Origin of the sequence: Brevibacillus ruminantium, assembly GCF_023746555.1 — a bacterium.
Lineage (GTDB): Bacteria > Bacillota > Bacilli > Brevibacillales > Brevibacillaceae > Brevibacillus > Brevibacillus ruminantium.
In genome coordinates this window covers 443,766-466,631 of record NZ_CP098755.1, presented here as the reverse complement: position 1 = coordinate 466,631, position 22,866 = coordinate 443,766, and the positions used below count along the sequence as shown (strand labels likewise).

Below are 22,866 nucleotides of genomic sequence, written 5' to 3'. Positions count from 1 at the left end.
CCTCAGATTCATTTCGCGTTCGTTGTGTGGGGGGCGGGAAACCATTTCATCATTTTGGCCCGCATGGCTGTATTGGTCATGTTGAGCTGCAGGGGTGTCACAGTCACGTAGCCATCCTGGAGACGCTGGTAATCGCTCTCTTCTTCCGCAAAAGCGAGCTCCCCCAGATTGTCGCGCAGCCAATAGCAAAGGTAGCCCTGCGGGTCGTTCAGGCCCACGTATTGATAGCGGAGAACATCCATCGCGAGCGGAGTTACAGCCACACCGCGAGCCATTTCTTTTGAAAGATAGGGAATATTGACGTTCAGCACCGTGTCCGGGGTCAATTTGTGCTGAAACAATGTTTCAAACAGCTCATACACCAGCGGCTCGACAATGCCATAATTGAGATTTTGCTTAAAAGAGGCCAGCGATACAGCAATAGACGGAATTTGGTACATCGCGCCTTCGACTGCCGCTGATATGGTTCCGGAGTAAAAGACATCCCGTCCCAGATTGGGCCCCAGGTTGATTCCGGATACAACCACATCCGGCTTTTCTTTCAAAATGACCTCAATCGCCATCTTCACGCAGTCCGCCGGCGTTCCGTTGACCGCCCAGGCTTCGCATGCCGTATCGAAGAAATTCACTTTATTTGCTTTTAACGGGGAACGCAGGGTGATCGCGTGACTGATCGCACTGCGCTCCTGATCGGGACAAACGACATAGATTTCGCCAAAGGGCTGAAGCGCCTTGACCAGGCTGTGCACGCCCCCCGAAAAAATACCGTCATCATTTGTCACCAGGATTTTCATTGCCATATCCTCGCTCCTCGTCCTGTGTTCAACCACTCGTTCCGTTCCAAATACGAAATATTTTCACGCAGCAGCGGCAGTTCCCGGGATGTGTCCAAACCCTCGACGACCATGATCTCTGCCCGTTCTTTCATCAGGGACAAAATCGGTTCCAGATCCAGCTCGCCCTTGCCAAGCGGCAGATGAAGCTTGTCTTTGGTCGCATCACTGATGTGTACCTTATCGACGTCAAGCAAGTCAAAGTAAAACTGAATAGCTGAGAGATCAAGCGGAACATGGGCGATATCAAATGTCGCGGTCGTCGGATAAGAGAGTTCGGAACGCAATTGATTCAAAGCACTGGCTGTTGTGATCAGCTCTTTGGGCAGCGGCTCGATATGCTCGATGGACAGGATCAGCCCTTTTTGATGAGCCATGCAAGCCAGCTCATCCAAACTCTCCGCCAGCAGTGAGAGATGATGTTCCCGCCAGGCGTTTGTCAACGTCAGCTTGCCCGGATGAACCGTCACACTGTAGGCTCCAATCGCCTCCGCCAGTTCGATGGACCGCTTGATCTCCCGAACAGACTGCTCGCGGATGCCGCGATTCAGTGCACATAGATTCAAATCCCAGCTTGCGGCATGCAAAGAGAGTTGCATCCCGTTTTTCCGGGCGGCGCTCCGAATCTTTTCCGCGCTGCTTTGGTGATACCAGACGTGCTCTGCCCACACCTCCACCCCGGAAAATCCATGATGTGCGGCGACTTCAATCGCCAGCTCAACCGGATAGACCCACATCAATGTTGATGAAACATACAGCATGTCCACCATTCCTTTACTTCAGGAGGCATGCCGACGCTTCCCGGCAGCTGGGGATTGCGTGACCCATGTCCGTGAAAATCGCTGCCCCCTGATCGTATCAAGTTGTGTTTTTTTGCCTCCCGTTCCCATTTGACCGTCTGGGCTGGCGTATGCTTCGAGTAGTACACCTCGATGCCATCCAAACCGTAGGAGAGAAGCGCGGAGAGATTGACTTCAAACGAATAGATGCCCGGATGGGCCAAAATCGCGATTCCGCCGATTTCATGCGTAGCCTCGATCGCTTCCCGCGCAGAAAAGGAAGGGCGCGGCATATAGGCCGCTTGACCTTTGCGCAGATATTGTTCAAAAATCGCTTGCGGGGAGCGTCCGTACCCGTGGTCTGCCAGTTCTTCGGCGATATGGGTGCGAACGACGACGCCCCCTTGTGCTCTGGCCACACAGGCCTCAAAGGAAATCGGCATGCCCAGCGCTCTGCATCTTTCTACGATCTCAGCCGCCCACTCCAGACGCTCTCTTTTCCGCCGATCGAGCAAATAATGAAGGCCCGGCGCCTGCAGGTCAAAGCCGTAGCCGAGAATATGCAGCTCTCCGTCCGGCCCGTCCGTATTCCATTCCACCCCGGAAATCAGGCTCACCCCCTGGCGTTTGGCCTCTTCCCTCGCCGCCAGATACCCGTCAACGGTGTCGTGATCCGTGATGGCTGCATAACGAATCCCCCGGTGATTCAGTTCTGCTATCAGTTCCTCGGGCTGCATGCATCCGTCGGAGGCGGATGTATGCATGTGCAAATCCATATGCTTTCTCCTCCTGCTGTCCATCAGATTTTCAGTGATTGGAAACACTTGAGACTCATTGTATGGGTCCAACGTTAACCCCGTATAAAGGGAGAACCAAGATTTGAATCGAGTAGGAGGGGGTGGCTAACCCCCGTCCTCTCACACCACCGTACGTACCGTTCGGTATACGGCGGTTCACCAAGCTTGACGAATGTCAAAATATCGCTGTGTTAAGCTTTTGAGCCCTTGTTGTTGCCAGTAGGCAATGCCGAGGGCTTTGTGTATATGCGGAGTCTTTGTAGTACGCCATGCCCCCTTGCGGGTGTTTGCAATTTCAATTGCTTTTGTGTGAGATATACCAAGAGAACGGAGTTCTCGATATCTGGTTCTCACTCGTTTCCACTGCGTCCACAAGCAAAGACGGAGCCTACGCCTTGTCCATTCCTCAATGGATTGTAAGATTCCCTTTGCGTCTGCAAGGGCAAAATATCCAATCCAACCCATGAGATACTGGTTTAACCTTTCAACCCGTTCCTCAAGCGAGATACTCCACACTGGATTCGTGATCGTGCGGATTTTCTCTTTTAACTTGAGAAGGGATTTTGGGTGGATACGAACCGTTGTCTGTTTAACGAAAGTAAAACTAAAGCCAAGGAATTTACGTTTCCACGGCCGGTCCACCGCACTTTTCTCCTCATTTACTTTTAGCCTAAGCACCTTTTCCAAGTAATCTTTCATGCTCTTCTTAACCCGTTCTCCTGCTCGTCTTGTTTTCACGTAGACGTTGCAATCGTCCGCATAGCGGCAAAAGCGATGTCCCCTCTTTTCTAATTCCTTATCCAGATCATCAAGCAAGATATTTGCTAATAGTGGGCTTAGCGGTCCACCTTGCGGTGTCCCCTCACTTGAGGTAGTACAGATTCCTTTTATCATGACACCTGCGTTTAGATAGGATCGAATCAGCTTTAGAAGGCGCTTGTCTTGGATTTTACGAGCCACGCGGCTCATCAGGATATCATGGTTGACACGATCAAAGAATTTCTCTAGATCGATGTCCACCACGAATCTGTATCCTTCCCTGATATACGCTTGCGCTTTCCTTACTGCCATGTGGGCGCTACGTTTCGGGCGAAATCCGTAACTGGACTCCGAGAAGGTGGGATCGAAGATCGGTGTTAATACTTGGAGGATGGCTTGCTGGATGAAGCGGTCCACCACGGTGGGAATGCCTAATAACCTTACGCCTCCGTCAGGTTTCGGGATTTCGACTCTGCGGACAGGTGAAGGTCGATAGGTTCCTCTTTCCAATTCCTCACGGATAGTTTGCCAGTGTTCGTGTAGATAGTCGCGTAGTTGTTCGGTTGAAACACCATCGACTCCACCAACACCTTTGTTTGCTTCTACTCGTTGAAGTGCCATCCGTAAGTTTTCCCGTGATAAAACTTTCTCCAGCAAGTCCATAACGATATTCCTTCCTTCGCACATGCGGGTTCCGTGTTTGCTGAACGATACTCAGCCCTCTTTTGTACCCTCGGGGCTTCACCCCTGCTCTTCAAAAGTAGTTCCTTTCTGGAATTCTGCTTCGACGTATCGTAACAAAAGACATGGATCGCGTGCTGACTTGATGTTCAGCCCTTCCCCATTCAAGCGTCCTCTACTCGGGTACTATGGCCTCTGCTGACTTCTGCATGTTCAGCGCCTCCTTACGGAGGCGGTTACCAACAGTTGAAGGCGTTCCATGCAGACCTCCCCAGGTAAGAACGATAACTTTCATCCCATGTACCTGCCCAAGTTTACTGCTGTATCCCTTGGCTGTATGGGGCTTTGTCTTGTTTAGCAGACTCGCCCGAATACAACAGCCTCAAATTGGGTTCGTGTACCTCAGGTCGGGATTTTGCCGCTGGCTTCCTTCAGATTCGACCTCACGGTCGACACCCTTGCCTTGAGCTAACGGTTGGGACAGCCACCCCCCGTTCGGGACTTCCACCCTATAGCTATCGCCCATGCTGGGCGCACTAAAAGAAAAAAGCCGCAACCAGGCGGCTTTTGAACTTTGCAGAATGCTTTTATCTAGTTTTTGTAAAGGATTTACACAATCTTCATACAGATTTGGCAGGAAGATCGTTTTCCATATGGCGGGCAGGCATATTGAGGTGAAAACCTATCTTCGGTGATGGACCAGTTCATTGGCCAAACGGATATCTTCTGGACGCACCAAAATATGATAGGTGGTGGCAAATCCGTATCCGCCGCCCTCTCCCCCGCCGCCACTAACCGACTCCGTTTGAAAAGGCACGTTGGATGCCGATAGTGCGCCGACGATCTCCGAGTAGCGTTGAACATCTTGCGTGGAAAAAATCACTTCCCACTTCTCCCTCCCGAATATGTTGAGGAAACCCATTTTGTCCACCATTACCTTCCTATTTTTTGAATCTCGCTGATCAACTTTTCCGGCAAGATGGTTGCTGCCTTTACATATTTCATTTCTGCCCGCCCCTTATTTATTTTGGTAAAAGAAATCAGGAGCAAAGCCAAACTATCAGAAATGATATATGCTTACGCCGGTGATCATTGTTAAATGCTCTCCCTTTACATGGACGGGTTCACTGTTCAGTAGTTGCTTTTGCCCAGCACGGGAAGAGGATCGACATCATGGCGGCAAGCTTCACTCCATTTGAAACTTGTATCCCTTTCCTACAATATTCACAATGATATCGACCCCCGCCGCTTTCTTTAGCTTGCGTCTTACATTGCTCAAATGCACGCGAATTGCGTTAGTGAAAGGATTTACCTGTTCCCCCCAGATATGTTCCAGCATATCTTCCAGCGAGACAATTTCGGGATGGCGATAAGACATATACTGCAAAACATCAAATTCCTTCGAGGTTAGTTCAATCTCTTGACCGTCGTAGGTGACTCGATGAGCGCCTGGATCAATTTCCAATGGGCCGATACGGATGACGGGACTCATTTTATTGAAGCTCCTTCTCAGTACCGCATACATGCGCGAGAGCAGTTCACGAAAATCAAATGGCTTGACCACGTAATCATCTGCGCCGATATCCAGGCCATTGATTCGATCCGACACTTTATCATTGGCCGTTAGCATGATGACTGCTGAATTAACCTGATGTGCCCTGATGCTTTTGCATACCTCCAGTCCTGTTTTGCCGGGAAGATTGATGTCCAGGATGATCAGATCGTATTCGTTGACCAGTGCTTTCTCCTCTCCGTCGATCCCATCATAAGAGACATCGACGGCGAATTTTTGCTTTCTAAGCCCGAGAGCCAAAAGATCATTCAGTTCTTTCTCGTCTTCGATCACCAGAACGCGCATGTAATCTCCCCTCCTTTCATTCCACTTTTAAGGGAAGCAGTCGCCCGTTCTGAATCGTCCATATTTCATCGCAGCTTGCAGCTACCTCCTTGGAGTGAGTCACAATGATCACGCATTTCTTTTCCTCGTGGGCTATTTTTTTCAACAGGTCGATAATCATCTCTTGATTTGCTTCATCCAAATTCCCCGTAGGTTCATCGGCCAGTACCAGATCAGACTGGGATACCAAGGCTCTGGCAATCGCAACACGCTGCTGCTCTCCGCCGCTTAGATGAACGGAGCGTTTATGTGCCTTCTGCCTATTGATCCCTACTTGCTCCAAGATCTCGACAGATTTCTTGTTCATATCTCCTGGATATCCATTAACGGTAAGCCCTAACTGTACGTTCTCAATCGCAGTGTAATGGGCAATCAGATTATAGTGCTGGAAAATAATGCTGATCTTGCTGCTGCGGTATTCGTCGCGATCGATCTCGCGCAGATTCTTCTCTTTAAAATAGATGGCGCCCTCTGTCGGGTGATCCAATCCGGCAAGCAATGACAGCAAGGTCGTCTTCCCGGATCCCGATTGTCCGACGATCGCATAGGTCTTTCCTTGGACGAATTCGCCGGTTGCTTCTTGAATGACGCAGGATGCACCTGTTGATTGCGCGTACCTGTATTTCACATGATCCAAAGTGATAACTTTATCCATTGCGGGTCCCCTCCTATTTGTCGCTCGCCAGGATTTTGATCGGCTCGTAACGCACAATCATATAACTTGCGGTAACGGTTCCGGCAGTGGTAATGAGCAAGCCCATGAACACAATGAGCAGATAAGTACTGGCATCCAGTGACGAATCGACTGCCTGGAGCCCTTGAGCACTCCAATCAAAGCCCTGCATCGACGCCTGCAGCTGGTCATTGGCGGCAATCTCATGCTTCGTGAGCTGCCCATTCACCATTCCCGCGGCAGCATGCCCGACGCCCAAGCCAATCGCCAGCGCCAGTACGGTAATCACCAGCGATTCTGCGATTAGCTGACACACGATCGTTGGTTTCCTGAATCCTAATGAGCGTAAGACCCCGATCTCTTTCTTCCGCTCACGGGCCGCAACCGCCATGATCAAAATCATTATCGCCGCTCCTGCAATCAAAACCGATTTGATGGTCAGTTCGGCGAATGATTTCATGTTTTCAAGCGGCGCTAACAGGGGTTTGAGCATGATGTCATTCGAGACAAAGTAGTAATGGTCTGTGCCCAGTTTTTCTTCTCCTTGTTTGATGAAACGATCAATATAGTTGGCGTCCTTCAGATAAAAGGTGGCGTAAGCAATCGTCAAATCCTTTTGGCCGCTTTCTTCTTTTGCACTCTTCAAAAAGCCGTAGGGCGCATAGAGCATGGCGAGAGGGTTTTGCGATGTTTCGGCATTTTGCCTGAAGATCCCCACCACCTTCACTTCCTTGACGGCGTCTATACTAATCAAATGGACCTTAAAAGTATCGCCTACCTTCAGCTTGGCGTGTTTTGCCATATTCTCGTCGATGACGACGACGGGCGAGCCTTTTTTCATCTCTTCCTCGTTATAGAAACGGCCATCAACCACCTTCCAATTTCCGTTGGCGAAGTTTTCGATCCGGTCTGGTTTTTGGCTGGTTAATATACTGCCGTTGACCGGAAGCTCCTTCCCGTACATGTTGACAGTAGCAAAAACAAAATCCTCCAGTCCGGGCAGATCAATCGAGACAGAATCCCCCATGAAAAAGTCGTAATCTCTTACATCCTCCGTGAGGACACTTTTCGCTATCTCATCCGTCAGCTTATTTTTTTCATAACTGGAATCGGGATAAAGTTGGACTTGATTCCCTGCTTCATTGCGAATTTTCCTGATGCTCTGTTCCGCTCCCTCTTTCACGGTAAAACCGATCACCGAGAGAATGACCACGATCGATAGCACCGCAATCATTAAAGCGCTGCGGCCGTAAAATCTAAGCAGGTTTTTCATCGACCTCGAGACCAAATTCACGTTTATCACACCCTTTTATTTTTCGCTCGCAAGAATTTTGATCGGTTCATAACGCACAATCATAGAACAGGATGTAAGTGTTCCCACGCTTGTGATCAGCAAAGCCATCCATACGACCAGCAGGTAGGTGGTGATTCCGAGCGACGGGTAGACTGCTTCAATGACTTGTCCGTTGAGGTCGAAGCCTTGCATCGAATGCTGCATCTGTTCATTCACTTTCATCCCCTGGTTCAATAGCTGCTGGCTTGCGGTATCAGAAGCAACCCTCCCGACAGCCAAACCGATTGCAAGCGCCATCAACGCAACTGCCAGTGCTTCTGTCACAAACTGGAGCATCACGGTCGATTTCTTGAATCCCAAAGAACGCAAGATCCCAATCTCTTTTTTCCGTTCACGCGTAATTATGGCCATGAGCAACATCATCACAGCCGCCCCGGCAATCAGAACCGCTTTAATGGCAAGATCAGCAAACGAACGCATATTCTCGAAAGGAGCCAAAAGGCGTTTTAACATTACATCATTTGCCGTAAATTGAAATTTGGGGCCTGCTTTTTCTTTGCCTTGTTCGATAAAGCGATCGACAAACGAGGCATCTTTCAGATAGAAAGTGGCACTGCCAATCGTGATTTGCTTGATTCCGCTTTCTGTTAATACGTTCTTCAAAAAACGGTAAGGCGTGTACATATTGGTCAAAAGATTAAGATTTACCTTTTCCGCATTTTTTCGATAAATGCCGGTCACGGTCACTTCTTTTGTCGCATCCGCATCATAAAAATAGATGCCGAAGCGATCCCCTACTTTTAGCTGAAAGTGGTTCGCCATTTCTTCATCAATCACCACTACGGGGGCACCGCTTTTCTGCTCTGCTTCATTGTAGAAGCGGCCATCAATCACTTCCCACTTCCCGTTGGCAAAATTCTCGATACGTTCCGGCAGCAGATTGGGATTCAGGCTGGCATTTACATGGATCTCTTTGCCCTTGTAGTTAATGGGGGCGGAAGAGAATTGGTCCATATTCGGCAAATTCACAATCACCGATTCCCCTGCCGAGATGTCATACGCCTCTACATCCTCTGTGAGAATGCTTTTGACCAATTCATCTGTAAGCTTTTGAGAATCCCTGTTGCCTGTAAATGCCTTTAGCGAGAGCGTCACCGAATTCCCCGCATTGGTACGAGCTTTGGCGATGGTTTGTTCCGCCCCCTCTCTGACGGTAAAACCGACCATCGAAAGGACGATGATCACCGATAAGACAGCGACCATCAAAGCGGTGCGCCCATATAACCTGAAAAGGTTTTTCATTGATCTTGACAGTTGATTCAAATGGATCCCTCCCGAAAGATCAGCTCTGCTTTCTTTCAGGGGTCATTATATAAAACCGGCTATAAAGAGAATATAAAGAACCGGTTACGCCGTCGCTTTAGGAAAAGAGAGGTAGAAGGTGGTTCCTTGCAGCTCATTGCTTTCCACCCACACGTCTCCGCCCGATAACCGCACGACATGATCTACAAAGGCAAGTCCAACTCCTTTTCCGCGTTCCCCTTTATCGGTGGTATAGTATGGTTTCCAGATATTTTGCCACTCCCTTTTGGGGATACCGGTCCCTTCATCTTGTACGGTGAGGATAACGGCGCCTGCCCGCTCCCTGAGGTGGACGACAATCCGCTTCTTTGCCCCTGCATACTTGCGAGCGTTATCGAGCAGATTGCTGATGGCCCGGTACAGCCATACTTCATTCGATTCAACCGCAAACTCCCCATCTTCCAGCAAAAAATCAATGCTGGCTCCGATCGATTGGTATTCATCCACAGCGGAGGCGACTACCAGGGCAAGATCAACAAGTCCGTTGTTCCCGGCAATACGGTCCGCGGACAAAGTTAGCAAGTTGTCCACTGTCTGGACTAATTTGGCGCTATACTCCTTTACTTCGGCCAGCGCCCTTTTGGGATCATCTTCTCCGATTACCTCGATCTTGGCGTTGATGACGGCAAGCGAGTTGCGCAATTCATGGGAAGCATAAGCGTTAAACTCCTCGCGATTTTTAATGAGCTGCTGCTTGTTTTGGATCGCTTTTTCGTATTGGTCGATGAACGACTTAAGTTCGACATACGCTGTGACAGGCTGCTTTTTCGTCTCCTGCTCGCCCCTTTCTGTGATATCCGTTATCGTCTGGATGACAGGTCTGAGGATATATCTGGACAAGTACAGGTTCAGGGCAAAAGATCCAACCGACATGACGAGAATGATAATGACGCCCTGAGTGATAAGTCTGATCTGCACCTCTGATTTCACTTGGGGATTGAGATTGAGAGCTGAGGAATGTCCACTTCCTGGAATTAAATTGGCACCTGGCAAGCCTGAGTTCGTATCTGCAGATTGAGTGGAAATGACGGGAAGGATCGGGTTTCGTTCAATACTAGCATTAAGGGAAAAGTAGATAGACAGGAAGAGAACCACTCCAAATAGAAACAAAAAGATGCTATTAATAAGGGCCGTTCGCAGCACTATTGATTTTGACTTCATTCGGTTGTCTCCTCTCTGGTATAGATGGTAAAGCGAGCGGGGAATCCCGTGATGACCAGTATACCATCCTTTTTCTCCCCCTAATTGGGAACGTAAGGGTATTAGCAGCTGAAGATGAATGGCGGAAGACCAAAAAACAATCGCTGCGGCAGTTCCTATCCCATCGCGACTTCCAAAATAGAAAGCGTGGGAAGATAGCGACGGTAGCGTATAATAATCGCGTAGAGTTCATCTCATAATGAGAGGATTGCTTTACACATTCCCCTTCTGTTTTGGAGCATACACATAGAAGCCTTCTCCTTTTTCAGAATAGGCTTTTCGAAGTAACGGCTGAACTTGTTTTTAAAAAAACTGGCTTCCTCCCATTAACGGGAGGAAGCCAGTTCCTTTATGAGCATGCTGCCTTCCTGTGCATAGCGGGTATGCCAGGAGAAAGCCTTTTCCAGTACGTGGGGCGTGTGTCCGCCGCGGGTCAGTGCCTCCTCGAAATATTCGCGAAGCTGGTCCCGATACAGCGGATGGGCACATTTTTCGATGATCAGGCGGGCTCTCTCACGCGGAGCCAGTCCGCGCAGATCAGCCAGTCCCTGCTCTGTCACAATGATGTCTACATCATGCTCCGTATGGTCCACATGGGAGACAAACGGAACGACGCTGGAGATATTTCCGTTTTTGGCGATCGATTTGGTGACGAAGATCGCCAGACGGGCGTTGCGGGCAAAGTCGCCCGATCCGCCGATGCCGTTCATCATCCGCGTGCCCAGGACATTGGTAGAGTTGACGTTGCCGTAGATATCTACCTCCAGGGCCGTATTGATGGCGATCAGACCGAGTCGGCGAATCAGCTCCGGATGGTTGGTGATCTCCTGGGAACGCAGCAGCAGCTTATCCCGATAGAGATGCATATTTTCCATCACATGCTTCATGGTTTCCGCTGTCAGCGTGATCGAGCAACCGGAGGCAAACGCTATTTTTCCCGCGTCGATCAGTGCAAATACGGCATCCTGAAGCACTTCCGAAAACACGGTCAAGTCAGAAAACTCTGATTGGAGAAAACCGTTAAATACGGCGTTGGCGACGGAGCCGATGCCCGATTGGAGCGGAGCCAGATTCGGCGGCAGATGCCCCTTTTCCACCTCATGGCGCAAAAACTGAATCAGATGCTGCGCGATGACAGCCGTTTCCTCATCCGGCTCCACAATCGTCGAAGGGGAATCAAGCTGATTGGTGATCACGATTCCCTTTACTTTTGCCGGGTCGATGGGAATCCCGATTTGACCGATCCTCTGATCGACAGCGGTGAGCGGAATCGGCTCTCGCTCCCCCTGCAAACCAGGAGTATACACATCATGCAAGCCTTCCAATGCCATCGGCTGTGCCATATTTAGCTCAATAATGACCTGCTTCGCATGCTCGACAAAAACATTGGAGTTGCCTACAGAAGTCGTCGGGATAATGAAGCCGTCCTCTGTCACTGCAATCGCTTCCACGATCGCAAAATCGATGTCTCCCAGCACTCCGGAACGAACCCACTCGGCGGTGTGCGACAGATGCTGATCGATAAACATAATCTCGCCGCTGTTGATTTTTTTGCGCATCACGGGGTCAGCTTGAAAGGGAAGCCGTTTGCGAACGATGCCCGCCTCGGCCATGATGGCGTCCACTTCAGATCCCAGCGATGCTCCTGTATATACGTTGACAGACAGCTTTGTTCCTTCACGCTTCACCCTCTCTGCGAGGGCGATCGGAACTGCCTTGGCGTCCCCGGCTCGAGTAAATCCACTTAATCCAAGTGTCATTCCATCCTCGATCCAGCTCGCCGCTTCCTCTGCTTGAACCACTTTATCATGAAGGCGTTTATCACGTAAGCGCTCCCATACCATTTGTGACCCACCTGCCATTAATGTTCTTGTTTTTCTAAACAGTATCACACACAAACTGAGCGGTCACTCAATCTGGAGTGAACCAGGAAATTTGGCGTTGAAGCAGAAAATTTAAAGGTAAATCATCCATAGAGAAATACTCCGAAGAAATGCCTTCTGACTCCCCGTAATACCTTTTGGATTGCTACGCGAAAATATTCGTCAGTCTGTGTGTTTTCTGCTTCACTTACATTGTATCGGAAAAGGAATGGGCTGCTTGTGATAAAAATCACAATATTGAATTTGGGTGACTTGTTTTGGTAACCGAAAGCATTTTTCTGTTTGACCCAAACTCAATATGGATCTGTTCTTCGTTTACCCGAACGATTTGAACCCGTTCCGAAAACTCTATGTCTTACTGCCTTTCCAACAACCAGCTTGATTGCCCTCCACAACTCCACTCCTGTAATCCTCCAAGGATGGAATAATCCTATCGATTAGGTCAGTCGCTTTTTCTTTGAATGGATCCGTCTAAAACATCACTCCCATCAGACAAACATTTAGTAAATAATGGATAAAACGGTTGACGAAGTAACCCCCCCAAACTAAAATACAATTCAAGGAAGAAAATAGGCAATTCATCGTATTTATGGATAAATTTAACATTTCGGTTTGCCCCGCAATTTCACTTTAGTGAGTTCTCAAATACACTCCCATGAATTTGACCATGGGAGTGTATTGTTTACTAATTGAGGATGGGGAGGGAGATTATGAAGAGCAAACGTTACCTGATTCTTTTCGTATTCATCGCGGTTGCAATAGGAGTTTTATTTTCAACAGGAATAATAGGAGGTTCCTCTCAAGTGAATCAATCAGCAAAAGAAAATGACGTAATTCATGTGGTTACGACAATGAAAGATACCGTAAAAATAGGATTATCCAAGAATGAAATTAAGAAGATTTATGGAAATGACTATATCCTGGTCAATCATAATGGTGATTTAGAGAACGAGGAAGATGAGTATTGGATGTATCGCCTACTCTCTGATCCAGAATATAAATCGAATGTTCCTGATCATGTAATCGATCGAGAAGGTTTTCGTAGTGGGAAAATCGGTGTTCAATTATTTATTGGTTGGAAAAATGAACGAATCTCCTTATACACCATCCAATATTTAGGCAAAGACAACAATTTGTATATGTACGGAAACGTTAATGGAGAGATTTCGGAGGACATTGTTGATTAACTAGTCCTCCTCACAAATCTCGAAAGGAGTAAGAACATGTTCAAGATACAATACCTCCCCAACATTCCCATAAGCGAATGGAGTCAAATGAGTTTAGAAGATTTTGAGGGAGAAGAATACGGAAATGTGATCTACGGGCAGTTGGAGATCAATGTAAACGGGCAAACGTATGGTTTTTATGATCCAGATGCGCCTACTCCAATCGCTGATTTTTTCGAGGAATGCATTGATGCTTGGCTCGGTTACTTAAATGATGTTGTGCTTCTATTATCTAATCACGACTATACTGCTCTCCATACGATTGATGATGTGTTTGTATGGTTTGAATTTCAGAAAACCCGAGATGAAAATCTGCTCGTGAGTTTGGCTTATGTGGAAAATACGAATGTAGGAATGGTTGAAGAAGGAGAGAATTATGCAATACTGACATCCATACTAACCGAACCGATAGATTGTGTCTCGAAATACCTTTGGAGGGAAGAGATCAAACTGCAGGAGTTTGTCGATGAAGTTCAGAACAAAACAAAGGAGTTTATTGCATTTTTTGAAAAAACCAATCCGGCCTTACTGAAAAGCCAGTGCCTGAAAGTACTGCGAAGCTATATCAGGAGCTCGTAAAAAAGAAAATACGTCACCATCCCCCCCTTTTCCAATCAAACCAAAAAAACAAGCCACTTTCCAGCAGCTTGTCTTCAAAAACCCAAAATTTGACGAAATGAACTGGCATACGACTGGCTTACCGGCACCCGCGTCCGATGCTTGTCTTTCATCTCCAGCAAAAACGTCGAATGAAAGTGCGGATGAATAAAGCCGATCGCTTCGACATTCACCATATACGATCGGTGACAGCGCAAAAAGCTGGCAGGTGACAGAAGCTGCTCCAGCTCGGTCAAGCTGTACCGATTCACATACGAATCAGCAGCGGTATGCAGCCAGGTTTTGCCGTCCTGGGAACGGATAAAGGTGATATCCGCCAAGCGAAGCGGCACCCAGCCGTTTTCTCCTTTGCCAATCAGCACTTTAGGCTCCGGCATCAAAGCCGTGAAGGGCATCATGTCCTTGGGGTAAATCGCTGTAATGCACCCGACCACCTGACCGTCGCGAACAAGCGGCTTGGAAATGCCGTAATAGGGGACACCAAAAACGTCACCCTCCACGTACTCGGCTATTTTTTCTCTGACCGCCAGCGCTTTGTCTGTTGCTGATCCTTCTCGCACCTGGTCTCCGGGTTTAATTTTCAGATCAATTACGGGACTCGGCTGGTAGTAAATGTAGCGACGCTCGTAGGAGATCGCCACGGATACATCAGCCGGTATGACCTCGCCGACCATTTGCAGTACTTCGGGCACTAATGTCGTTTCCATTTTTCATCCCTCTGCATCCCATTTGTTGTTACTTCTATTAAACCATATTTTGAGCGGCTGCGATAAACCAAAAAAAACTGGCATTGCCCAAGGACAATGCCAGCATCTGTTTCACTGATAACCTTGGCTCCATCAGGAAGTTTTGCGTTTCTCCTTGGGAGCATTGTATTCCTTTTCCCAGAAATCGGCGTTCTCGATCCCCAGCTTCACGGGATCAAACACGGGATCTTTCCCTGCCTTTTTCTGCTCCTCGTAATCTTTCAGGACCTTCAGCGCCGGTTTCGTGAGCAACAAAATGGCGATAATATTCAGCCATGCCATGCTGCCTACACCGATGTCACCCAATGTCCACGCCAGGTCGGCCGACTTCACGCTTCCAAAGATTACCATACCCATGATGACAAGTTTCAGCAGATGCTCGGACCAGACACGTCTCACCTTGCTGTTAAGATAAGTGAGGTTGGTCTCGGCCATGTAGTAGTAGGCCATGATCGTTGTAAACGCGAAGAACAGCAGGGCAATCGCCACAAACGGCGCTCCAAAGCCTGGCAGGACAGACTCAACCGCATGCTGCGTGTAACCGGGACCCGGCCCCATGTCACCCAGGTTGTTTACAATGGGTGGGACACCATCCGGCGTTACGTTGTACTTGCCGGTAATCAGGATCATAAAGGCAGTTGCCGAACAGACGAACAAGGTATCTACATACACGGAAAACGCTTGAACAATCCCCTGCTTGGCCGGGTGAGAAACTTCGGCTGCGGCTGCCGCATGAGGAGCCGTACCTTGACCGGCCTCATTTGAATAGATTCCGCGCTTGACCCCCCACATGATGGCCGCACCGAGAATTCCGCCAAATGCCGCCTCTGTACCAAACGCACTTTTGAAGATCAACGCAATCATATTGGGCAATTCCGAAATATTAAGAAGGACAATGATGAGAGCGACTAAAATATAACCCAAAGCCATAAACGGAACCACTACCTGCGCCACGTTGGCAATACGTTTGACACCGCCATAAATGATAAAGCCCAAAACAGCAGCGAGGAAAATACCGGTTATCCATGGACTGATCCCAAATGCATTTTCAACGCCGGATGCGATACTGTTCGCCTGAACGCCTGGCAACAGCATGCCTGTAGCAATGACCGTAACAACTGCGAATAATACAGCGTACCACTTCAGTTTCAACCCTTTTTCAATATAGAATGAAGGACCCCCGCGGAATTGGCCTTGCTGCTTCGTTTTGTACACCTGCCCCAGTGCGGCCTCTACATAACCGGATGCTGATCCCAGGAAAGCCATCACCCACATCCAGAAAATCGCGCCAGGACCCCCGTAGGCAATTGCCGTGGCGACACCCGCGATATTCCCGGTACCGACGCGTCCAGAGAGGGCCATGGATAAAGCCTGAAAGGAAGAAACGCCCGCTTCAGAGCTTTTTCCTTCGAACATCAGCTTGATCATGTCTTTGACGTGTCTGATCTGCATGAAACGCGTAGCCAGTGAATAAAACAAACCTGCTCCCAGACAGAGGTAAATCAATGCCTGACTCCAGATGATGTCATTTAGCCAGTTTACAAATGCCTCCAAAAAATAACCCCCTCTTTATAAAGTAAATATGATCTTGGTTAATTATAAAATATTGAATATATTCGCACAACATAAAACGTTTACATTTCACATAAAAAAGGGAATTTTCAACCGATTGAACCAGGCAAAAAGCGCGTCATGACTAGCCTGAGCCGCTCTGAAAATCCGTGAATTTTTTTTAGAAAAAAGAAGAGCAGTTGACATTTTTGCCTTTTTTTCACTCTGCCAACAGCCTGATCTCCATAAAAAAAATCATCTGCTTGCCGGCTTGGATGCTTTGTCTTTCAACAACACACCGTATCGTCGGTGGCGAAAACAGCACGTGAACGAGTGCGTGCCACCTGAGGCCCTGCGTACTATAATAAGAGTATCTGCCATGATCAAGGGGGGAGCATGCTTGGGCAACAGTCTGACTTTTATCGAACAAATCACTCCAGATTTTCTGGCTGAACTCTATGCGCTTTCTACTGAAAAAGCAGTCTCCGCCGGGTCCGTTCTCTACATGGATGGGGACCGAGCCGATTATTTGTACCTGATCTCTTCCGGGCAAGTGAAGCTGACCAAAACCACGGTCGACGGAAAAGAGCTCACGCTGCAGGTCTTTGGAGCAGGTGAGCTTGTGGGATTGGCCGGTTTGTTCGAGGCCAATCTGACCTACGATGCCAGTGCCGAAATGCTGGAGGGGGGAGCAGTCCGGCCAATCCCCCTTGCCGGTCTGGAGCAGCTCCTCAGTAGCCATGGAGAATATAGTGTGCCCTTCATGCGCTGGATGGGGATGATGAACCGCCGGATGCAATCGAAATTCCGCGATCTGCTGCTCAATGGCAAGGTGGGCGCCCTGTATTCCACGCTGATCCGGATGTGCAACACCTACGGAGAGGAACGGCCGGATGGCATCTATATTCAATTATCCCTGACCAACCGCGACCTGGCCCAATTTATCGGGCTGACCCGTGAGAGTGTAAACCGGATGCTGGCCGACTTGAAGCGACAGCAGGTGATCGATCTGCTGCCGCATGGGCATATTCTGATCAAAGACCTTCGCTATCTCAAGGAAACGATCTGCTGCGATGACTGTCCGCCCGAGATCTGTCGGCTTTAGCAGCCAAAAGACACCCTGTCTGTTTTTTTCAGCGGGGTGTCTGTCTGTCAATCATCACAGGTGCAGTTTTTGCGACTTTCGTTATCGGGCTTGAGCGATCAGGCCATAGTTTCCGTCATTTCGTTTATAAACCACGTTAACCTGGAGATTTTCCTGGTTGGTAAAGACAAAGAAGCTGTGTCCCAATAGCTCCATCTGCATCACTGCCTCTTCCACATCCATTGGCTTGAATTCAAACTCTTTCATGCGGACTACGCGCTCACTCTCTTCAGCGTCAGCCGCGCTGTTGAAGTGCTGATCATATCCCGTCTTGCCGCGTTGTTCCGCCCTGTTTTTGTATTTCCGGATTTGCCGGTTCAATTTATCTACTACCCCGTCAATCGAGGCGTACATATCATCGGAGGATTCCTCCGCCCGAAAGATCATGCCCCCCACCGGGATCGTCACTTCCACGGTATGTTGTTTGCGGACAACCCGCAGAGTTACCCGACAATCTGTCGCCTGCTGCATCAGATCGAATTTTTCCAAACGGAGCAGCTTTTGTTCCACGTACTCTTGCAAGGCAGGGGTAACTGTCAAATGTTCTCCATGAATCGTGCAATTCATTGTGCATTCTCCTTCCGCCTACTTCGGTAACGATTGCTACACCCTGATTATCTCTTCTTTTTTGCTTGCAGGTTGTGATATTTATCACAGGTACCCTGCGGCTTGTCCATTTCCTAGAGCCTGCATACTTCTTTGGCGCAATTCATGCAATGGCACATGTTTTTTAATGCATGGGAATCCTGAACGATCAGGTAGCCGTCTTCCACCGAGAGAATCTGTTTTTTCCGCCATTTGTTGACCATGCGATTGACACTCTCTCTGGTTGCGCCGATGAACTTCGCCAGATCGGCGTGTGTAAATCGCTGCTCGATGCGGATTTCACTGTCCCTGCGAACTCCGTACGTATGGCAGAGACGCAGCAGGGTGGCCGCCAAAGCTCCTTGTTTTCCGTATAAAAACAAATCGCGCAGCTTTAATTGCAAAGAGCGCTCCATGAGCGTCAACCACTTCACGAGCTGTACGGCCAACTCCGGATGCTCTTTCATTAGCTCGCGCAGCTTCTCGACTCCGATAACCCCCACTACGCTGTCCGCAGTCGCTTCTGCCTGAAAGCAGCAGGGAATGTCCGGTTGCTCGGTGCTTGCTCCCAGCAAATCGCCAGGATGGTACAGTTGAATCACAAAGAGCTTTTCATCCCCTGTCGTATTCATCACCTGAATTTGTCCCTCCCAGACATAATAGAGATGTTTGGAAGGTTCTTGCTCCTGAAACAGCGAGGTTCCTTTGGGCACCTGTCTGGTTTCCATGTTTGCCTTCAGCAAATCCATCATCTGCTGGGAAAATGGCGTCGTATTCACGTTCGATCCCCTCTCATTCTCTCTTTTCCGTTCACATCAAAAGTGTCTACTCTCATCCTAACGGATTGTGCCATTCCGTCATGTGACGAACATCACATCTGCGCCAGGAAAAACAAAAAGAGGCGGCAGTATGCCACCTCTGTGATTGTGGGAGGGAAGTAGTGAAGTATTCAAACGCGACCCAACAGGTGAAATCGATTAGTTGCTCGTGGTGGATGAAGGAGCCTGATTGGCTTCGCCATCACTCGATCCGGACGAAGAATCCGGTGTGGATGCATCTGTGGAGCCAGACTGCGAATCTGTTTCCCCGGCGGACGCATCTGGCTTCGCAGCATCATCCGGTTTGGACTGATCCTGAGAATCAGCGCTATCAGCAGATGGAGTAGATTCCGTTGGAGAAGAAGAGCCTGGGATGGCTGCGCCTCCGTCTTGCTCCGTCGCTGGCTCCGGATTGCTGGTTGGGCTGGAGCAGGCCACCAGGCTGCCGGACAGTAGAAGCGCGACTGCCGCTAAAGATATCCATCGTTTGTTCATGATTGAACTCCCCTTTCCTTTTCTGTGCTTCGTGCCGTCTTTCGGCCACGTCTCTATGGTAGCTGGGAAAAATGTTCAATCTGTGAGGAGTGTGGGAAAAAATCATGAACAAGATATGAAAAAAGTATGACCATCCTCCAGTTTTAGGAAATCATGCGCTCGCAGTCCATGGCTGGCAGCCGCACCGAAAACGTGCTTCCCTTGCCTGGCTCGCTGGTAAGCGTCACCTCGCCGTCGTGAAGCTCGACCAGCTCCTTGACGATTGCCAGGCCCAATCCGGTTCCTTTGTTCTTTTTGGAGCGGCCGCGATCCACTTTGAAAAAACGCTCCCAGATGCGCTCCTGGTCATCTGCTGAGATACCGACCCCGCTGTCTGCAACCGAGATCTCAACCCACTCGGCTTCACTGCGAGCGGACAGACGTATCGTCCCTTCATCCGTAAATTTGATCGCGTTCTTTACGAGATTTTTCATGATCTGGGCGATCCGGTCTTTATCGGCGTAGACCTTGGGCAGTTTTTCCGGCATCTCCACGAGGATCTCGACCCCTTTTTCCTCTGCCTCCGGTCGGAAGGCAAGCACCACTTTATCGATAACGCCCCCGACATCAATCGGGAATTTTGCCAAAGCCAGCTCGTTGTTTTCCAGCTTCATCAGGTCCATCAAGTCATCGACCAGCCGCGTGATGTGCAGTGTTTCCGAATACATGACGGCATAGTATTTCTGCCTTGCCTCTTCTTCCTCAACCAGCCCGTCCTGCAGTGCCTCCAAAAAGCCCTGCATCGCCGTCAGGGGTGTCCGCAGCTCATGGGAAACATTGGCCAGAAAATCATTTCTCACCTGTTCCAGATGATGCCTCTCCTGCTCGACGCGCTCCAGTCTGCCGGCAAGTGTATTGATGGTCTGTGCCAGATCGCCGATTTCATCCGCAGTGTCTACCTTGACCCGCTCCGTGTAATTGCCGCGCCCGATCTCCGCTGTTGCCCGTTCAATCGTGCGCAGCGGTTTGGAAATCGACCAAGATACATAAGAAACCATCGCGGTGGACAAAAGAACGCCGAACAAGGTGGCCCAGAGGATCGTCTCCCGCATATGAGCAAAGGTGCGCTCGACTCCTTCAATCGGTGCATGCAGGATAATCCCCCCGTACACCTTCTCCCCTTTTCCCCAGGGGATGGCTACGGACAGCATCGGATCTTCCAAGCCTTCTATTTTTAATTCTGAAACGGCATTTTTCCCCTGCAGGACCGAATCCGCGATGGAACGGGCCACTGATTTTCCGGTAAACACCTCATCCTTCATCGACGTGGCGACAATTTTGCCGTTGCTGTCAAAGAGCCAGATCCGCGTATCAAACGACTCATCGAGCAGCGCCAGGGTGCCGATCAGCAGTTGATTTACCTCACTGTAGTCCTGAATCGCCGCATTTACCTTTTTCGCCTGACGCAGCATGGTTTCTTTTTGTGCTCCATAGATGTATTCTTTGGCAAAAAAGGAGATGAGGATTCCAGAAAAGCCCAGCCCGATGAGTACTGTAGCCAGAAAGCTAAACAGCAGGCGGCGAAAGATGCTTTTCGACATCCCCATCACGGTTCATCCACTCCGAATTTATAGCCAATTCCCCACACCGTGTGTATACACTCATACGGCAGTTTTTGCAGACGCTGCCTGATCTTTTTGATATGCACATCAATCGTTCGCGCATCGCCGAAATAATCAAAACCCCAGATTTGTTCCAGCAATTGCTCGCGTGAAAATACGCTTCCCGGCGATCGGGCCATGTGGACCAGCAAATCGAATTCCTTTGGCCGAAAATTGACCTTCTCCTCTGCCGCCAGAACCTCCCGTTTTTCGATGTCGATGACAAGCTGATCAAATGACAGCACATGAAGGGTTTCTTCCTCCTGCTTTTCCCTCGGCTGCATTCTTCTCATAATCGCTCGAATCCGGGCCAACAGCTCACGCGGACTGAACGGCTTGGTCACATAGTCATCTGCCCCCAGCTCCAGCCCGAGAACCCTGTCGAATTCTTCATCCTTGGCCGTCAGCATAATAATCGGTATGTCCCACTTTTTGCGAATTTCTCGACATGCTTCAAAGCCATCCATTTGCGGCATCATGACATCGAGAATGATTAGATCAGGAAGCTCCTTTTCAGCCAGCTCCAAGGCTTGCTTCCCGTCGTTTGCCACCACCAGGTCCATTTGTTGTTTGGAACAAAACAGACGGATAATCTCACACACATTCGGATCGTCATCCGCAACCAATATTTTGGTATTCGTCATGACCAACAACCTCCCTTCCGGGGACAATACCGGCTTTCCGAAGGCAGCGTAAAAACGAATTTTTTACATGGTACCACAGTTTGGCCCGCTTGGGGACCTGCATAAGTCATGCCGCCTTAGTATGATTTTCCAAAACAAAAAGGATGTGCCATTTTGCAGCACATCCCCTGCCTCTCTTACTTCATGATCGTCAAAAGCTTGCACACGCCGTATTCCGCTTCCTCTCGCTTCTCTTCAGGCAGCCGGCGCAGGAGATCCATGGCTGCATAAGGCACCTTCAAGGCATGCGGGTCTTGGTAGGTTTTGCTCCAGTATTCCAGGGAAAGAACGGAGGTAAAGAGCGGCTGCCGCACCTGTTCACTCAGCAGCTCCTCGGGCATCTGGCGATTGAGGTACATCTGGATGCGGTGGTTGACCATGCCCGCTTTCACCAGATCGGTGTAGCCGAATCGCTCCAGATCGGTCAGCGCTTGGGCAAATGTGACACTATGTTCGATCTCCCCGGCAAAATGGTACATGACACCGTCAATTTTTCGTCCGGCTACCACGGTATGCAGCTCGCCAAAGGTGCGCTCTGCCATCTCCAGTGTGTCTGCGTAGGGAGGAAAATCCTCGGCGATATCTGCTTCGGTTACCTCCTGGTAGTTGCGGATGCCCCAATAGCGATTGGCTCTGTCCCGGGTCGTATCGTCCAATACCTGGACCAATCCCTCCACCACTTCATGCGTGATCAGGTCGGGTCTTTGCCGCAGGGCTTTCAGTGCGAGAACGCCCAGAGCAAAGCCGTGTCCGGATGACGTCAGCTTTTCGGTGTTGACCGCCAGCCCGTTGATCACTCTCTCCAGCAAGGCAGGATCTGTCTTTGGCTCGTTGAGGGGCAGGTACCATTCCGGGTTGTTCCGCCGAAAGCCTTCTCCAATCTGTTCGATGCCCCGCCTTACATGCTCCGGGAGATCATGCTCCTGGTTCATGAAATACCCTGCCAACAGGGCGGCGCCGAAATGGGCATAAAACCATCCCTGTTTTCCTCCTCTTGCCATACCGATCAGACCTGACTCCAGATAGGAATCGAGAAGCTGCATGGAACAACACTCCCTTCTTTTGGTAAATCCATTATATATGATACATTATTGTTTTTAAAGTATGAAAATATAAAATATTCTAAGGGGAACATCGAAATTTATCTGCGTTTTCTTTACTTTTCTCTTGAATATTTGACTATGGTTATCCAGAGAGGGAGT

Annotated in this window: 22 protein-coding genes; 3 read left to right on the top strand and 19 right to left on the bottom strand. The window is 49.3% G+C overall.

The features are described from left to right. Positions 1-8: 8 nt before the first annotated feature. From surE to NDK47_RS02425, 11 genes are all read right to left on the bottom strand, one after another. Positions 9-800, bottom strand: a complete 792-nt coding sequence (gene surE / locus NDK47_RS02475) for a 5'/3'-nucleotidase SurE (protein WP_251873326.1) — start codon at positions 798-800, stop codon at positions 9-11. Continuing rightward, complete coding sequence (locus NDK47_RS02470; protein ID WP_251873324.1) at positions 791-1,594, bottom strand: sugar phosphate isomerase/epimerase family protein; 804 nt, start codon at positions 1,592-1,594, stop codon at positions 791-793. The genes surE and NDK47_RS02470 overlap by 10 nt, the downstream gene beginning before the upstream one ends. Continuing rightward, positions 1,570-2,388 carry a PHP domain-containing protein gene (locus tag NDK47_RS02465; RefSeq protein ID WP_251873323.1) on the bottom strand — a complete coding sequence of 273 codons (819 nt, stop codon included), beginning with the start codon at positions 2,386-2,388 and terminating at the stop codon, positions 1,570-1,572. The genes NDK47_RS02470 and NDK47_RS02465 overlap by 25 nt, the downstream gene beginning before the upstream one ends. Before the next feature lie 177 nt (positions 2,389-2,565). Then, complete coding sequence (ltrA, locus tag NDK47_RS02460; RefSeq protein ID WP_251871428.1) at positions 2,566-3,831, bottom strand: group II intron reverse transcriptase/maturase; 1,266 nt, start codon at positions 3,829-3,831, stop codon at positions 2,566-2,568. A 700-nt stretch (positions 3,832-4,531) separates the two neighbouring features. Next, positions 4,532-4,732, bottom strand: a complete 201-nt coding sequence (locus NDK47_RS02455; RefSeq protein ID WP_251873322.1) for a hypothetical protein — start codon at positions 4,730-4,732, stop codon at positions 4,532-4,534. Positions 4,733-5,035: 303 nt separating this feature from the next. Further along, positions 5,036-5,707, bottom strand: a complete 672-nt coding sequence (locus NDK47_RS02450; RefSeq protein ID WP_251873321.1) for a response regulator transcription factor — start codon at positions 5,705-5,707, stop codon at positions 5,036-5,038. A 16-nt stretch (positions 5,708-5,723) separates the two neighbouring features. After that, complete coding sequence (locus NDK47_RS02445; protein WP_251873320.1) at positions 5,724-6,401, bottom strand: ABC transporter ATP-binding protein; 678 nt, start codon at positions 6,399-6,401, stop codon at positions 5,724-5,726. A gap of 13 nt (positions 6,402-6,414) precedes the next feature. Continuing rightward, a complete protein-coding gene (locus NDK47_RS02440) occupies positions 6,415-7,713 on the bottom strand; it encodes an ABC transporter permease (RefSeq protein ID WP_251873318.1) in 1,299 nt (432 codons plus the stop codon). Between the two features lie 15 nt (positions 7,714-7,728). Beyond that, positions 7,729-9,036, bottom strand: a complete 1,308-nt coding sequence (locus tag NDK47_RS02435) for an ABC transporter permease (RefSeq protein WP_251873316.1) — start codon at positions 9,034-9,036, stop codon at positions 7,729-7,731. 84 nt (positions 9,037-9,120) lie between these two features. Next, on the bottom strand, positions 9,121-9,993 hold the full coding sequence (locus tag NDK47_RS02430) for a sensor histidine kinase (protein ID WP_251873314.1): 873 nt from the start codon (positions 9,991-9,993) through the stop codon (positions 9,121-9,123). A gap of 608 nt (positions 9,994-10,601) precedes the next feature. Next, positions 10,602-12,119: a succinyl-CoA:acetate CoA-transferase ScpC gene (locus NDK47_RS02425; protein WP_251873313.1), complete on the bottom strand. Its 1,518-nt coding sequence runs from the start codon at positions 12,117-12,119 to the stop codon at positions 10,602-10,604. Between the two features lie 749 nt (positions 12,120-12,868). Here NDK47_RS02425 and NDK47_RS02420 point away from each other — a divergent pair. After that, positions 12,869-13,345, top strand: coding sequence for a hypothetical protein (locus NDK47_RS02420; protein WP_251873312.1), 477 nt, complete (start codon positions 12,869-12,871; stop codon positions 13,343-13,345). A gap of 36 nt (positions 13,346-13,381) precedes the next feature. After that, the gene (locus tag NDK47_RS02415) at positions 13,382-13,963 is read left to right on the top strand and encodes a hypothetical protein (RefSeq protein ID WP_251873311.1); all 582 of its coding nucleotides are present in this window, start codon (positions 13,382-13,384) and stop codon (positions 13,961-13,963) included. Between the two features lie 74 nt (positions 13,964-14,037). On the opposite strand, the gene NDK47_RS02410 is transcribed toward NDK47_RS02415, so the two are convergent. Continuing rightward, positions 14,038-14,709, bottom strand: coding sequence for a LytTR family DNA-binding domain-containing protein (locus NDK47_RS02410; RefSeq protein WP_251873310.1), 672 nt, complete (start codon positions 14,707-14,709; stop codon positions 14,038-14,040). Between the two features lie 132 nt (positions 14,710-14,841). Beyond that, on the bottom strand, positions 14,842-16,302 hold the full coding sequence (locus tag NDK47_RS02405) for an alanine/glycine:cation symporter family protein (RefSeq protein ID WP_251873309.1): 1,461 nt from the start codon (positions 16,300-16,302) through the stop codon (positions 14,842-14,844). Between the two features lie 376 nt (positions 16,303-16,678). Between NDK47_RS02405 and NDK47_RS02400 the strand changes: the two genes are divergently transcribed. Beyond that, positions 16,679-17,404, top strand: a complete 726-nt coding sequence (locus NDK47_RS02400; RefSeq protein ID WP_251873308.1) for a Crp/Fnr family transcriptional regulator — start codon at positions 16,679-16,681, stop codon at positions 17,402-17,404. An 81-nt stretch (positions 17,405-17,485) separates the two neighbouring features. Here the strand turns inward: NDK47_RS02400 and hpf are convergent, their stop codons facing one another. From hpf to NDK47_RS02370, 6 genes are all read right to left on the bottom strand, one after another. Further along, positions 17,486-18,010: a ribosome hibernation-promoting factor, HPF/YfiA family gene (gene hpf, locus NDK47_RS02395; RefSeq protein ID WP_251873306.1), complete on the bottom strand. Its 525-nt coding sequence runs from the start codon at positions 18,008-18,010 to the stop codon at positions 17,486-17,488. A gap of 113 nt (positions 18,011-18,123) precedes the next feature. Then, on the bottom strand, positions 18,124-18,807 hold the full coding sequence (locus NDK47_RS02390) for a Crp/Fnr family transcriptional regulator (RefSeq protein WP_251873305.1): 684 nt from the start codon (positions 18,805-18,807) through the stop codon (positions 18,124-18,126). Positions 18,808-19,005: 198 nt separating this feature from the next. After that, positions 19,006-19,341 (bottom strand): hypothetical protein, encoded by a 336-nt coding sequence (locus NDK47_RS02385; protein WP_251873304.1) that lies wholly within the window; start codon positions 19,339-19,341, stop codon positions 19,006-19,008. Between the two features lie 143 nt (positions 19,342-19,484). Further along, positions 19,485-20,930, bottom strand: coding sequence for a sensor histidine kinase (locus NDK47_RS02380; protein ID WP_251873302.1), 1,446 nt, complete (start codon positions 20,928-20,930; stop codon positions 19,485-19,487). Then, on the bottom strand, positions 20,927-21,625 hold the full coding sequence (locus NDK47_RS02375) for a response regulator transcription factor (protein WP_251873301.1): 699 nt from the start codon (positions 21,623-21,625) through the stop codon (positions 20,927-20,929). The genes NDK47_RS02380 and NDK47_RS02375 overlap by 4 nt, the downstream gene beginning before the upstream one ends. Positions 21,626-21,801: 176 nt before the next feature. Beyond that, positions 21,802-22,707, bottom strand: coding sequence for a hypothetical protein (locus tag NDK47_RS02370; protein WP_251873299.1), 906 nt, complete (start codon positions 22,705-22,707; stop codon positions 21,802-21,804). Positions 22,708-22,866: the final 159 nt, after the last annotated feature.